The sequence below is a fragment of the Gordonia sp. (in: high G+C Gram-positive bacteria) genome, from assembly GCF_047600385.1.
Taxonomy (GTDB): domain Bacteria; phylum Actinomycetota; class Actinomycetes; order Mycobacteriales; family Mycobacteriaceae; genus Gordonia.
In genome coordinates this window covers 604,997-617,494 of sequence record NZ_JASGKZ010000001.1, presented here as the reverse complement: position 1 = coordinate 617,494, position 12,498 = coordinate 604,997, and the positions used below count along the sequence as shown (strand labels likewise).

Sequence of the window (12,498 nt, the reverse complement as noted above, 5' to 3'; positions counted from 1 at the left end):
GACGTGACCTCACTCGCCCGCGGGCAGAACACCCCGATCCCAGGAACCCCACCCGGCGGCGGAGCGTTGGCGGTCTCCGTCACCGGTGTCACGCCGGGCACCGTCGATCTCTTCGCGCTCCAACTGTCCGACGACCATCGGGTACGCGACGACGCCGACCTCGTCTTCTTCAACAGTCCGAGATCGCCGGAGGGGGCGATCGTCCTCACCGGCCCCGACAGTCTCGTGATCGACCTGGCGCGGCTCCCCGATCGGGTCACCGTCGTCCGGCTGGCGGTGGCGCTCGACGACGCCGCGGCCGGCTCGCTGGCGTCGGTCGGCGGCCTCGGGGCCCGGCTAGGCGAGATCCACTGCCCGGCCGCCGGACTGTCCAGCGAACGGGCGGCGGTGCTCGCCGAGGTCTATCGGCGCGGCGGCGCCTGGAAGGTCCGCAACGTCAGCGCCGGGTGGGATGCGGGTCTGGTGGCGCTGCTGACCGAGCACGGGGTGACGGTCGATCCGCCGGAACCCACGGCACCGGCTCCGGTCGTATCGCAGACGAATCCGGTGCCGGCCGCACCGCTGCCCCCACGGAAGATCTCGCTGACCAAGGAGGCCCCGAACGTCTCCCTGGCGAAGTCGGCGGATCGCCCGACCGGGTCGATGCGGGTCAACCTGAACTGGACGCAGGGACAACGCGGCCTCTTCGGCGTCGGCAAACGGGTGGACCTCGATCTGGCCTGCCTGTACAAGCTGAAGAGCGGGGAGAAGGGCGTGGTCCAGGCGCTCGGCGGGACGTTCGGGAACCTGGACAAGCCGCCGTTCATCCGGTTGGACGCCGACGACCGATCCGGTGCGGCGAAGGGCGGCGAGAACCTGCACATCAACCTGGCGCACATCGACGACTTCGCGAAGATCCTGATCTTCGCCTACATCTACAGCGGAACCCCGAACTGGGCTGCGGCCGACGGCGTGGTGACGATGTATCCGCCGGGCGGTCCGGAGGTGGAGGTGCGCCTGGACGACTCGAACCCGCGGGCGCGGTCGTGCGCGATCGCCCTGCTCACCGTGCAGCGCGGAGAGCTCTCGGTGCAGCGCGAGGTCCGCTACATCGACGGCAGTCAGGCCGAGGTGTCCAAGGCGTACCGGTGGGGCCTGAAATGGCAGGCCGGCCGGAAGTAACGCGTCGTCTCCCGGCGTGTCGGGGAACCGGACGGTGCTCCGCTGCGTCTAAACCCTGACAACCGTGTTTCACGGCGAACCGTGGGACGTCGAACAGAGGGGGAGATCATGAATCGGAAGCATGTCGGAGGGGGACTGCTCGATCGGGTGGAGGCGCAGGCGCGTCGTCTGGTGGACGACGACGCCGGGATGTCGACGGCCGAGTACGCCATCGGGACCATCGCGGCCGCGGCGTTCGGCGCGATCCTGTACACGGTGATCAGCGGCGACAACGTGGTGAACGCGTTGACGTCGATCATCAGCCGAGCCCTCACCACGACGGTGGGATGAGCCCGAGATGGTGGCGACGGCTTGCGGGGGACGAGACCGGGATGGCCACCGTCGAGGCCGCCTATGCGCTGGCGGCACTCGCGGCGTTCGTAGTCTTGTGCGTCGGGGTGATCGGCGGGATCACCGCCCACCTCCGCTGCACCGATGCGGCCCGTGAGGTCGCCCGGCTCGCCGCCGCCGGCGACACGTCGGCGGCGGCGGTGGGCGCCCGGGTGGCGCCGCACGGGGCGCGGATCGAGGTGCATCAGGAGGGCGACCACGTGGTGGCACGGGTCGTCGCCCGGCTGCCGCTGGTTCCGCTGCTCGACGTGTCCGCGCGCAGCGTGGCCGCCAAGGAACCGGACTACGGCGCGGCCGAAGACGGATGAGCGTCGGCGGCTGGGACATGACGAGAACGGCTCGGCGACGGTGACGGCCGCCCTCACCGTCGCGGGCCTCGCCGCGCTGCTGATCGCGATCCTCGCGGTCGGGAGCGCGGTGGCGGCCCGGCACCGCGCCCAGCACTCCGCGGACCTGTCGGCGCTGGCCGCCGCGCAGGTGCGCCTGTTGGCCGACGGCGACCCGTGCGCGCAGGCCAGAGCACTCGCCGAACGGCAGGAGGGAACGCCGCGGGTCACCCGGTGCGAGGTGCTCGGCCGGGACGTCCTGGTGACCGTGCAGGTGCGGGTACGACTGGGCCGCTGGGGCATCCGGGACGCCACCGCCCAAGCCCGGGCCGGACCGTGAACGCAGCGTGGGGCGTCTCGAACTCAGAACAGGGTCGCCGGGCGGACCAGATTGGCCAGATCCACCAGCAGGAAGCGGTGGGCCCGATTGTCCCGGGTCCGCCGGGCCAGCTCCCGCAGCGAGCGTTCGGTGCCGGCCCGCAGACCGTGTTCGGTGAAGGGGAAGCCGAGGAAGTCCGGCGGGTCGTCGGACTCGGCCTCTTCGGGGTGCATGTCGATCCAGCCGAGGGTGGAGCCGAGCACGATCAGCTGCAGTCGACGCAGCCGACCGTCCTCGTCGGTCACCCGCTGCAGGCGTTCGGCGGCCTCGAAGAGCTCGTCACGCTGGATCTCGCCGGGCGGGCGGCCGTGCACCAGACAGAGGATCGCGCTCTCCTGCGCGACGCCGTAGTGGCGGCTCGTGGTGGGCACCTCGTCGAGCGGTTCGATCGCCTCCAGGTGCCGGTCGTCGGCGATCAGCATGCGGGCCAGGCCGAACGCCGCGGTCACGACGGAATGATCGGTCAACCACAGGTCGTGGTAGTGGTGCCGCGCGATGTCGTACCAGTGCTCGATCTGGGCCACCTGGTCGTTGCTCAGACCCTCCTGCACGGACTGCCAGTACCCGATCAGTTCGGCGGTGCCCGCCACGGCGAGCTTCGGCGCCACCTCGCCGGGCATCGCCTCGTGCACGGTGTGGAAACGCTCGTAGGCCAGTTCGGCCGCACCGTCCTGCAGGGCGCAGATCCCCAGATACCACTGGACCCGCCACGAGTCGCCGTGATTCTCGACCACCTCCTGCAGCAGACGCTGGGCGATGTCCAGATTCCCGAGCTCCAGGTGGGCGCGGGCCTCGGCCAGATCGATCTCCGCCGACGGATGCTCGGGATCGGCCGGTGCGGGGGTCCCGGCGTCGTCGTTCCGGGCCAGTCCGGGGAACCCCTCGCTGCGCGCCGCCTTGATGGTGTCGAGCACCTGGCGCGGATAGCTGAGCGCGGCCGAACTGAGGAGCCCGGCCGCCGGATCCTCCGGATCCACCAGCGGCACCGGCAACGCCCGCGTGATGTCGGCGGGATCGGGCATCGCGGCCTCGCTCTGATCGAAGAACCCGTCGATCGGCGCCAGGATCAGGTTGGTGCCGAAGGTGGAGCGCTGCGGGGTGAAGATCTTCGACATCGCCGGCCGCGGGACACCGGTGTGCAGGGCGACGGTCTCACGCAGCACCGCGAGGACCTGCGTCGTCATCTCCTCGGTCGACTGGAAACGCTCGTCCGGGTCGGTCGCGGTGGCCCGCTGCAGGAGGTAGTAGTATGACGGGTTCTCGACGAAGAGCTCGGTGGTCTCCGGATCCGGCAGGCCGTCGACGTAGCGGCCCTGCTCCATCGGCAGATCGAGCGTGAGCGCGGCCAGGGTGCGGCCGATGCTGTAGATGTCGGTGACCACCTGCGGTCCGGTCTTCACGATCTCCGGGGCCTGATACCCGGGGGTGCCGTAGAGGTGGCCGTAGCCGTTGATCGCCGAGACCGCGCCGAGGTCGATCAGCTTCACCTCGTCGCCGGTGATCATGATGTTGTCCGGTTTGACGTCGTTGTAGACCAGCCCGAGGGAGTGCAGGTAGCCGACCGCCGAGAGCACCTCGAGGAGATAGGCCATCGCCTGCTCGATCGGCAGGTTGATCTTCGCGCCCTTCGGCCCGGTGGTGAGCTGTTTGAGCGTGTGGCCGCCCACGTACTCCATCACGATGTAGCCGAGCTGGCGGTCCTCGTCGTCGGTGTACTCGACGAAGTTGTAGATCTTGACGATGCCGGGATCGTTGACCGACGCCAGGAACTGGCGCTCGGCGATCGCGACGGCCCGCGCCGCCGAGTCCGACGAGTTCAGCAGGCCCTTGAGCACCACCGGACGGTCGGACACGTTGTGGTCCACGGCCAGGTAGATCCAGCCCATTCCGCCGTGCGCGATGGCGCCGGCGATCTCGTACTGGTCGGCCACCATCGTGCCGCGCTGGAGCCCGGGGACGAACGAGTAGCGGGATCCGCAACTCGGGCAGTACCCGGTGAGCGGACCCTCCCCGATCCCGGAGGTCCGGCCCACGGGGCGGCCGCACTTCCAGCAGAAGCGTTTGCCCTCGACGATGATCGGATTGGCCAGCACCGCGTCGGAGGGGTCGATGTCGTGCACGTCGGGCAGCTGCACCAGGTCGCTGCCGAGCCTGCGGTCGTGCACGGCGGGCGGGCCCTTGCGCGGTTTGAGCCGAGTGTTCGCCGGATCCTCGAAGTACGGTCCCGACGGGCCGGACACGTCGGCCTGCCCCTGCGGAGAGGCCTGGGTGGCCTGGGTGACGGGCTCGTCCTCGTCGTCGAAGAACGACATCGGGGTGGCCTCGGTGCCCGGATAGTCGTCGTCGAACGACGGCATCGCGGCCTGCGTGCGGACGGTGCCGACGGTGACCGGTTCGGGCCGTATCGATGCGGCGGTGTCGAGGTCCGGGTCGCCGACCTCGCAGGGTCCGGTGTCGGGGCCGTCCGGGTCGGGGTGCGCGGTGGAGGTCATCAGGTCAGTCCCGGTAGGCGGTCGGTGGCGGGGCGGCGGGGCCGAGCCCGGAGAGCCAGTCGTCGTAGGCGTTCTGCCAGCTGCCGTCGGCGCGACGCTGTTCGAGCACCCCGTTGACGAAGCGGACCAGATCCGTCTCGCCGAGCGGGAGTCCGACGCCGTAGTACTCCACGCCGATGGGGTCGCCGACGATCCGGACCCACGGATCCTGCGCGACGATACCGACCAGGATCGGGCCGTCGCCGGCGATCGCGTCGACCCGGCCCTGCTGCATCATCACCAGGCAGTCGGCCCAGGTGTTGGTGGTGACGATCTTCGCGGTCGGGACCCGATTCTGCACCCGGGTGATCGAGGTGGCGTTGCGGGTCGCGCACACCGATTTCCCGGCGAGGCCCGCGACGTTCTCGATGCCCGAGTTCCGGTAGGTCAGCACCCGCTGATAGGCGACGAAGTACGGCGCCGAGAAGTCGACGGATTCACGGCGGCTGCAGGTGATGCTCATCGACTTGACCACGATGTCGACGTCGCCCTTCTGCAGCGCGGTGACCCGGTCGCCGGTCGAGAGGATCCGGTACTCGATGCGGGTGTCGCCGAAGATGGCCCGGGAGATCCAGACGGCGACATCGACGTCGAACCCCTCGATGTCGCCGGAGATCGGATCGCGGAAACTCAGCGGGTTGCTGCCGATGTCGGTGCCGACCACCAGGCGGCCGCGGGAGGCGATGCGCTCCATGGTGGAGCGCGGGGGCATCCTGCCGGGTTCGGGCATCTGCGCGGGCGGCCGCAGACTGAGCGTGGCATTGCAGGAGGTCGCGTCCACCCCTTCGCGGGCCGGCGCGCCGAACGACGCCCCCGGCGGCGTGGGCAGATCGGCGGTGGTCGTCGGCGGTTTGTTGGCGGCCAACTCCTGCATGGTGCACCCGGCGAGGAGCAGGACGACGACCACGCCGACGACGAATGCGGTGAGACGGCGCAGGATCATCGGTACTCGCCGATCCTCGGGACCAGCCCGGCGGCGATCGCGATCGCCGCCAGCACACAGAACCAGCCGATGCCGGTGCCGGTGTAGCCGAGCAGCTGCTGGGCGCTGTGGATGTTGTCCCGGAACGTCGCGCGCGTCTCCTCGATGGCCTCCAGGAGCGAATCGTTGACCTGCGTGTAGCCGGTGGCGGTGCTGATGTCGCCGGTGCCGATGGTGAGGGCGCGGGCGGAGACGAAGTCGCCCGCCGCCAGCCGATCGCTCACCTCCTGGTGGGCCCGGTCCCAGCGGGCGACGGACTGCTGCACCCGGCGCAGCGGTTCGGTCATGCCGGGGTCGCCGCCGTGTTCGGAGAGCAGCGCCTCGGTCTTGTTGCGGATCTGGCCGACCGCGGTGTTGAAGGTGCGGTCGAGCTGGCCGGGGTCGGAGCGCCGGACCAGGCTGAGGGTCTCCGCGGAGCGGGCCTGCTGGGTGAGGATCCGCATGGTCGTCAGATCGTGGAGCGGTTCGGCGCCGGAGTCCTTCGCGGTGTTCGCGGCCGCCACCGAGGTGAGGCCGGTGACCAGCAGCCAGAGCGTGCCCAGGCCCAGCGCGGCGAGCGAGGCGATGACGCCCAGGTTGAAATGCCGCCGGGTCCGTCGTGCCAGGTAGCGGCCGCTCGCGGAGATCATGGCGATGGTGGCGAACAGCGCGACGTACACGCCCCACGGCGGGACGGTCAGGGTGCGCTGCGGTTCGGAGATCGCCGCGGACCGCTGGTCGTAGAGGCGTTGGGCCGCCGGGAGGATGCTCTCCTGCATCAGCCCGGAGGCCTGCACCAGGTAGGCCGAGCCGACCGGGTTCCCGAGCCGGTTGTTGGTGCGTGCGGTCTCGATCACGCCGGTGTAGACGGGGATGTGCACGGCCATCGTGTCGAGGTCTTCGCGCACGGAGATCCCTGCGGCGGGGCCGGTCATCGCGGCGAGGCCGCCGCCGTCGGCGGAGGCGACCAGCGAGGTCCCCGAACTGGCGATCGCGTCGGCGTACAGCTTGCGCAGTTCGGGGGATTCCCGGCCGCCGGAGATGAACGCGGAGTTCGCGGCGGCGTCGGCCACGGACAGCGAACTGTAGAGCACCTCGGCCGATTCGGCCAGCGGCTCGCTCCGATCGATGAGGGACTCGAGGGTCTGGCTGCGGTGGTTGAGGACCTCCGACGAATACCAGCCGGTGAGCAGGCACGCGAGCACCATCGCCAGCATCACCACGACCAGTTTCCCCGGGGTGGTGAGTGCATAGAATTTGAACGCGGAGATCGGCGAGCGGGCCCGTTCACGGGTCAGTGCGGCGATCGCGCGACGGTCGGCGATCACCTGGCGCAGCCGCGGATTGGCCTGCGTGGACTCGGGGAGGACGTTCCGACCGGCATGCGTCAGCGCACTGCGTACCGTCGACCTTTGCGCGCACACGAGCAAGCCCTCCTGTCGTGATTTCACCCTAGTAGGGAAACCTGTGTGACATGTGTGCACCCGGTACCGTAGAGATTCGACAAGGTGTGTATGTCCACCGGTGCGGGTCCGTGCGGCCGGTTTCCCGGCGGTACGGCGGGAGGTCGGCGGTGCGCGGTGATGGCGACGGGTGGGTCTTCGATCCCGACGGCGCTCGGTATTGGGGGCGTTTCGGGGCGGCCGGGCTGCTGGTCTGCACGCGGATGGACGACGGCGGCATCGGTGTGCTGCTGCAGCACCGCGCGGTCTGGTCGCACCAGGGCGGGACGTGGGGGCTGCCCGGCGGCGCCCGCGACTCCCACGAGTCGGCGGTGGACGCCGCGGTCCGCGAGGCGAACGAGGAAGCCGGTCTGGACCGGGCGCAACTGGAGGTCCTCGAAGACTCGGTGACCCACGAAGCGGTCAGCGGCTGGACCTACACGACGGTGATCGCGCGCGTCCCCGAGCCGGTGGCGACCACCGCGAACGGCGAGTCGGTCGAACTCCGCTGGGTGCCCGAGGCGCAGGTCGACGACCTGCCGCTGCACCCGGGTTTCGGGCGCGCCTGGCCGGAACTGCGTCGCCGCCTGCGCTGAGCGAACCCGGACCCGGGCGCGGGCGGGTCAGTCGCCGACGCGGTCGGTGAGCTGGTTGGCCGCCGAGATCAGCGCCCGGGCGGTGGCCTCGTCGCCGGTGTGCGCCCGGCCGTACGCCCAGCAGGTCCGGCCGTCGCGTCGGCACCGCAGGTACGCGGCGATGTAGGCGCCGTCGTTCTGGTGGTGGAGCGAGACGATCTCGACGCCCGCGCCCAGGCCGTAGAGCAGTTCGCTCATGGCGCCGATGGCGCCGGGCGCACTGGTCTCCAGGTCGACGGGCTGCTGGTCGATGATCAGGCCGACTCGGCAGCGGACGGTGTCGCCGGTCTCCGGCTCGACGTGCATCTGCCGCAGCGCGATGGCGCCCTGCGGAGCGAAGGCGCCGGTGAGGATCTCGGCGGTCATCGTGCGAGCCTCCGCGGGGAACCAGTGCGGGGGCTGCGGACGACGGTGGGAAGTGGACGGACTCTGGGTCGAAAGACTCTGGTGGTCACGCGTCCAGGTTCGGGTATCGGTCAGAACGGTAGGCATTTCGCGGTGTCATCTCGGTCGAAATCTCGGTGACCGACGAAGAAACGGGCGAAGCACGACGAACCCGCAGCGGGGGAGTCGGTCGTGTCAGACCCCGCTGCGGCGGACTACGAGAAGAAGCCGGTTCATGATGGAGACAGATTACTCGGATCGATTCATCGCGCAAGTGTTTTTCGCGAACAGCCGTTCTCGGGGGATTTCAGTCCTCACCGAGGGCGGTCCGCAGCGCCCGCGCCGCGGCCTCCGGATCATCCGCCGCCGTGAGCGCCCGGACGACGACGATGCGTTCCGCCCCGGCCGCGGCGACCTCGGCGACGCGCCCCCGATCGATCCCGCCGATGGCGAACCACGGCTTGCCCGCCGCCTGCGCCGCGGCCGCGGTGACCAGGTCGAGACCGGTCGCGGCCCGACCCGGTTTGGTGGGGGTGGTCCAGCAGGGGCCGGTGCAGAAGTAGTCCGCCTCGGGGTCGGCCGCGGCGGCGCGCATCTGGTCGTCGTCGTGCGTGGAGAGCCCGATCACCACGTCGGGTCCGACGATGCGTCGTGCCTGCTCCGGGGTCAGATCGCCCTGGCCGACGTGCAGCACGTCGGCATCGGCCAGGGCCGCGACGTCGGCGCGGTCGTTGACCGAGAGCAGCGCCCCGAACTCCCGGGTGAGTTCCCGCAGCTGCGCCAGGATCTCCAGCTCGGCCCCGGCCTCCAGCGCCCCGAACTCGCGTTCGCCGGGGGACCCCTTGTCGCGCAGCTGGATCAGGTCGACGCCGCCGGCGAGCACGGCCCGGACGAAGTCGACCAGGTCCCCGCGCTCGCGCCGGGCGTCGGTGCACAGGTACAGGCGGGAGGCTTCCAGACGGCGTCGGCGATCCATGCGGCCAACGGTAGGCTAGGGACGCAATACGACACACGGGAGCCCGGGGGAGCGCCGGGCTGAGATCGCGGGACCGCCACCGCCGAACCGTCGAACCTGATCCGGGTCATGCCGGCGAAGGAAGGTCTGGAGTGGCAGTGGCATCGGAGCTCTCGGTGATCGGCGGCGGCGCCGTCGGACTGGCGTGTGCGCTCGGCGCCGTCGACGCCGGGTGGCGGGTGCGCGTGTACGACGCCGGGCCGCAGCGGCGTGCGGCGCAGGTGGCCGGCGGGATGCTCGGCTGCCTGGGCGAGGCGCATCCCGGCGAGGAGGCGCTGCTACGACTGTCCGCGGCCTCGGTCGCGCGCTGGCCCGCCCTCGCCGCCCGACTCGACGACCACCGGGGCGTCGGCATCCTCGCGGCGACCGACACCCTGCTGGTGGCCGGTTCGGCGACCGACCGCGCCTACCACGACGAATCGATCGCCTTCGCCCGCGAGACGCTGCCGACGGCGGACCCGGTGGAGCAGACCGCCGCGCAGCTCCGGGCCGCCGAGCCCGGACTGGCCCGCACCCCGGCCGGGGGACATCTGATCCGCGGCGAGGGCGCCGTGGACAACCGGCGACTGCTCGACGCGCTGCGCACGGCCTTGACCGCGGCCGGTGCGGAGCTGATCGACCGCCGGGTGGAGAGCGTGACGGACGTACCCGGCGACCGGGTGCTGGTGGCGGCCGGACTCGACTCCGGTGCGCTGATCCCCGGCCTGGACCTGCGCGGGGAGAAGGGCGAGGTGCTGCGGCTGCGGCGGACCCGCTGGTCGGTGCCGCCGCCGAGGCACGTGATCCGGGCGCGCTGGCATTCCCGGAACGTCTACCTGGTGCCCCGGCACGACGGCCTGGTGGTCGGCGCGACCCAGTACGAGGCGCTGGACCTCGACGACCGCGCCCCGCAGGCGGGCGGCGTCGCCGACCTGCTGTCGGACGCCTGCGAGGTGTTCCCGGGTCTGCGCACCTACGACCTCGTCGAGGCGGCCGCGGGGATCCGTCCGGTGTCCGGGGACGGACTCCCGATCGTGCGCCGCGTCGACGACCGCGTGCTCGTGGCCGCCGGACACGGCCGCAACGGCATCGCACTCGCACCGGGGACCGCGCATCGCGTGCGGGAACTGCTGGGCACGGCGCCGGAAGCAGGCCCGACGGCGACAGACATGACGGAAACGGAAGAGAGGAGCGCGGGATGACCCCGACGCGAGGACCGGTGGAACTGACGGTCAACGGAGAGACGGTGAGGCTGGAGGAGCCGACCGACGTGGCGGGGCTGCTCGCCCACCTCGGGCTGCCCGACTGCGGGGTGGCGGTGGCGATCGACGGCATCGTGCGCCCGCAGTCGCGCTGGTCCGAGCCGGTGTCGCCGTACGCGGTGGTCGACGTCCTGACGGCGGTGCAGGGTGGCTGACCCTTCGACGAGCTCAGGGAACGGGCCGACGAGCTCAGGGAACGGGCCGACGAGCTCAGGGAACGGGCCGGAGCACCCGGAGACCGGGACGGAGAAGCCTGGGGATGCGTTGGAGATCGCCGGGCGCGTGCTCGGTTCACGCCTGATCATGGGCACCGGCGGCGCACCGAACCTGGCGGTGCTCGAGGAGGCGCTGGTGGCGTCGGGCACCGAGCTCACCACGGTCGCCATGCGGCGGGTCAGCCCGGAGTCGGGGACCGGGCTGCTGGACATGCTGCGCCGCCGGAACATCGAGGTGCTGCCGAACACCGCGGGATGCCACACCGCGGCCGAGGCGCTGCTGACCGCGCAGCTCGCGCGCGAGGCGACCGGCACCGAACTGGTCAAGCTCGAGGTGGTCGCCGACGACCGGACGCTGCTGCCGGACCCGCTGGAACTGGTCGACGCCGCCGCCGCGCTGGTGGCCGACGGCTTCTCGGTGATGGCCTACACCAACGACGACCCGGTGCTGGCCCGCCGCCTGGAGGACACCGGGTGCGCGGCCGTGATGCCGCTGGGCTCGCCGATCGGAACCGGGCTGGGGATCTCGAACCCGCACAACATCGAGATGATCGTGGCGCGTGCGGGTGTCCCCGTGGTGCTCGACGCCGGGATCGGGACCGCCAGCGATGCCGCGCTGGCGATGGAACTCGGGTGCGACGCGGTGCTGCTCGCGACGGCGGTGACCAGGGCGAACGACCCCGTCGCGATGGCGCACGCCATGCGGCACGCAGTGCGGGCGGGCCGTCTGGCGGCGGGGGCGGGACGGATCCCGAAACGCTTCTGGGCGCAGGCGTCGTCGCCGCAGCGGGAGGGCTAGCAGCGGGAAGGCTAGGAGTCGGCGGGGTCCGGCTTCGCCCGGCCGCGCCGCCATCCGCCGATCTCCTCGGGGGCCTCGCCGAAGTGGTCGGGGTCGCCGCTGCCGTACCAGGCCACCAGGATCGCGCCGATCACCGAACCGACGAAGCCGGCGATCGCCAGCCAGGCCAGACCGGGCTGGGCGTGGTCGCCGAGGAAGAGCACGCCGATGAGGCTCGGACCGGCGGTCTCGCCGACCACCAGCACCGCGGTGACGCCGTTGACGGCGCCCACCTGCAGCGCCACCGTCTGGATGTAGAAGCCGCTCGCCCCGGCCACGGCGATCGCCCAGGCCGCCGGATCGGTCAGCAGCACCGCCGGATCGAACGGGTCGATGCCCTCCAGGACGCGTACCGCGATCGCGATGACGCCGAACTGCAGGCCGCCGGCGAAACCGCCGACGAAGGCCGCCGCCCGCCCCAGCCGGTACACGCCGAACAGTCCGATCGCGCCGATCACGAAGGCCGCGGCGAGGATCCCCCAGCGGAAGGTCTCCGACGCCTCGTCCCGGGTGGCCGGCGACGACGACGCGCCCAGCAGGCACAGCGACAGGACCACCGTCCAGATCGCCACCCAGTCGCGGGTGAGCAGCTTGATGTTCAGCAGGAACGTGCCGACCAGCGCGGTGATCACCAGGTTCGCCGAGACGATGGACTGGGCCAGGAACAACGGCAGGAACCGCGCGGCGACGGCGCCGCCGGCGAAGCCGATCACCACCAGCACGGTGCCGAGGATGAAGGCCGGATCGCCGAGGGTCGCGACGGTCGACGCCATCGACGGCGGGGAGCCCTCCGTCGTCGAACCCCCTGCCGTCGCCGCTGCGGGGCCGTCCTTCTCCTGCGCCGCGCGTCGTTCGGCGACGGCGACGCGTCGGGCTCCGAGCGCGCGCAGGACGGTGGACATGCCGTAGGCGACGGCCGCCATCATCGCCGCGATGATTCCCAATGCGTACACGGACGGTCCTCTGCTGGGTGATGTGAT

General features: G+C 71.3%; 14 protein-coding genes, 1 pseudogene and 1 riboswitch. Of the genes and pseudogenes, 9 read left to right on the top strand and 6 right to left on the bottom strand.

All coding sequences use genetic code 11. The features are described from left to right. Positions 1-3: 3 nt before the first annotated feature. The 5 genes and pseudogenes from QM809_RS02795 to QM809_RS02775 form a co-directional block, all read left to right on the top strand. Positions 4-468, top strand: a pseudogene (locus tag QM809_RS02795) (TerD family protein); the annotation flags it as partial. A 78-nt stretch (positions 469-546) separates the two neighbouring features. After that, positions 547-1,161 carry a TerD family protein gene (locus QM809_RS02790; protein WP_415046997.1) on the top strand — a complete coding sequence of 205 codons (615 nt, stop codon included), beginning with the start codon at positions 547-549 and terminating at the stop codon, positions 1,159-1,161. A gap of 108 nt (positions 1,162-1,269) precedes the next feature. After that, positions 1,270-1,491, top strand: a complete 222-nt coding sequence (locus tag QM809_RS02785) for a DUF4244 domain-containing protein (RefSeq protein WP_415044316.1) — start codon at positions 1,270-1,272, stop codon at positions 1,489-1,491. A gap of 41 nt (positions 1,492-1,532) precedes the next feature. Next, the gene (locus tag QM809_RS02780; RefSeq protein WP_415046996.1) at positions 1,533-1,859 is read left to right on the top strand and encodes a TadE family type IV pilus minor pilin; all 327 of its coding nucleotides are present in this window, start codon (positions 1,533-1,535) and stop codon (positions 1,857-1,859) included. Positions 1,860-1,869: 10 nt separating this feature from the next. After that, entirely contained in the window at positions 1,870-2,217 is a 348-nt protein-coding gene (locus QM809_RS02775) for an Rv3654c family TadE-like protein (RefSeq protein ID WP_415046995.1), read from the top strand. 23 nt (positions 2,218-2,240) lie between these two features. On the opposite strand, the gene QM809_RS02770 is transcribed toward QM809_RS02775, so the two are convergent. The 3 genes from QM809_RS02770 to QM809_RS02760 are packed head-to-tail and all read right to left on the bottom strand — an operon-like array spanning position 2,241 to position 7,172. Further along, positions 2,241-4,748, bottom strand: a complete 2,508-nt coding sequence (locus QM809_RS02770) for a tetratricopeptide repeat protein (protein WP_415044314.1) — start codon at positions 4,746-4,748, stop codon at positions 2,241-2,243. A gap of 4 nt (positions 4,749-4,752) precedes the next feature. Then, positions 4,753-5,730 (bottom strand): glutamate ABC transporter substrate-binding protein, encoded by a 978-nt coding sequence (locus tag QM809_RS02765; protein ID WP_415044313.1) that lies wholly within the window; start codon positions 5,728-5,730, stop codon positions 4,753-4,755. Continuing rightward, positions 5,727-7,172 carry a hypothetical protein gene (locus tag QM809_RS02760; RefSeq protein WP_415044312.1) on the bottom strand — a complete coding sequence of 482 codons (1,446 nt, stop codon included), beginning with the start codon at positions 7,170-7,172 and terminating at the stop codon, positions 5,727-5,729. The genes QM809_RS02765 and QM809_RS02760 overlap by 4 nt, the downstream gene beginning before the upstream one ends. A gap of 149 nt (positions 7,173-7,321) precedes the next feature. Between QM809_RS02760 and QM809_RS02755 the strand changes: the two genes are divergently transcribed. Next, positions 7,322-7,786, top strand: a complete 465-nt coding sequence (locus QM809_RS02755) for an NUDIX hydrolase (protein ID WP_415044311.1) — start codon at positions 7,322-7,324, stop codon at positions 7,784-7,786. 27 nt (positions 7,787-7,813) lie between these two features. Here the strand turns inward: QM809_RS02755 and QM809_RS02750 are convergent, their stop codons facing one another. Further along, positions 7,814-8,191 carry a hypothetical protein gene (locus QM809_RS02750; protein ID WP_415044310.1) on the bottom strand — a complete coding sequence of 126 codons (378 nt, stop codon included), beginning with the start codon at positions 8,189-8,191 and terminating at the stop codon, positions 7,814-7,816. 325 nt (positions 8,192-8,516) lie between these two features. Beyond that, entirely contained in the window at positions 8,517-9,185 is a 669-nt protein-coding gene (gene thiE, locus QM809_RS02745) for a thiamine phosphate synthase (protein WP_415044309.1), read from the bottom strand. A 25-nt stretch (positions 9,186-9,210) separates the two neighbouring features. Continuing rightward, positions 9,211-9,324, top strand: a riboswitch (TPP riboswitch). Between thiE and QM809_RS02740 the strand changes: the two genes are divergently transcribed. The 3 genes from QM809_RS02740 to QM809_RS02730 all read left to right on the top strand — a co-directional run bounded on the left by QM809_RS02740 (position 9,317) and on the right by QM809_RS02730 (position 11,479). Beyond that, the gene (locus QM809_RS02740) at positions 9,317-10,405 is read left to right on the top strand and encodes an FAD-dependent oxidoreductase (RefSeq protein ID WP_415044308.1); all 1,089 of its coding nucleotides are present in this window, start codon (positions 9,317-9,319) and stop codon (positions 10,403-10,405) included. It overlaps the preceding riboswitch by 8 nt. Then, positions 10,402-10,620, top strand: a complete 219-nt coding sequence (thiS, locus tag QM809_RS02735; protein WP_415044307.1) for a sulfur carrier protein ThiS — start codon at positions 10,402-10,404, stop codon at positions 10,618-10,620. The genes QM809_RS02740 and thiS overlap by 4 nt, the downstream gene beginning before the upstream one ends. Positions 10,621-10,747: 127 nt before the next feature. Then, complete coding sequence (locus QM809_RS02730; protein WP_415044306.1) at positions 10,748-11,479, top strand: thiazole synthase; 732 nt, start codon at positions 10,748-10,750, stop codon at positions 11,477-11,479. Positions 11,480-11,490: 11 nt separating this feature from the next. Here the strand turns inward: QM809_RS02730 and QM809_RS02725 are convergent, their stop codons facing one another. After that, positions 11,491-12,444 carry an EamA/RhaT family transporter gene (locus tag QM809_RS02725; protein WP_415046994.1) on the bottom strand — a complete coding sequence of 318 codons (954 nt, stop codon included), beginning with the start codon at positions 12,442-12,444 and terminating at the stop codon, positions 11,491-11,493. Positions 12,445-12,498: the final 54 nt, after the last annotated feature.

Bases quoted from the DNA above. Each gene is read 5' to 3' on its own strand.
- thiE (WP_415044309.1), bottom strand. From the start codon at position 9,185: ATGGATCGCCGACGCCGTCTGGAAGCCTCCCGCCTGTACCTGTGCACC.
- QM809_RS02770 (WP_415044314.1), bottom strand. From the start codon at position 4,748: ATGACCTCCACCGCGCACCCCGACCCGGACGGCCCCGACACCGGACCC.
- thiS (WP_415044307.1), top strand. From the start codon at position 10,402: ATGACCCCGACGCGAGGACCGGTGGAACTGACGGTCAACGGAGAGACG.
- QM809_RS02785 (WP_415044316.1), top strand. From the start codon at position 1,270: ATGAATCGGAAGCATGTCGGAGGGGGACTGCTCGATCGGGTGGAGGCG.
- QM809_RS02750 (WP_415044310.1), bottom strand. From the start codon at position 8,191: ATGACCGCCGAGATCCTCACCGGCGCCTTCGCTCCGCAGGGCGCCATC.
- QM809_RS02765 (WP_415044313.1), bottom strand. From the start codon at position 5,730: ATGATCCTGCGCCGTCTCACCGCATTCGTCGTCGGCGTGGTCGTCGTC.
- QM809_RS02725 (WP_415046994.1), bottom strand. From the start codon at position 12,444: ATGATGGCGGCCGTCGCCTACGGCATGTCCACCGTCCTGCGCGCGCTC.
- QM809_RS02780 (WP_415046996.1), top strand. From the start codon at position 1,533: ATGGCCACCGTCGAGGCCGCCTATGCGCTGGCGGCACTCGCGGCGTTC.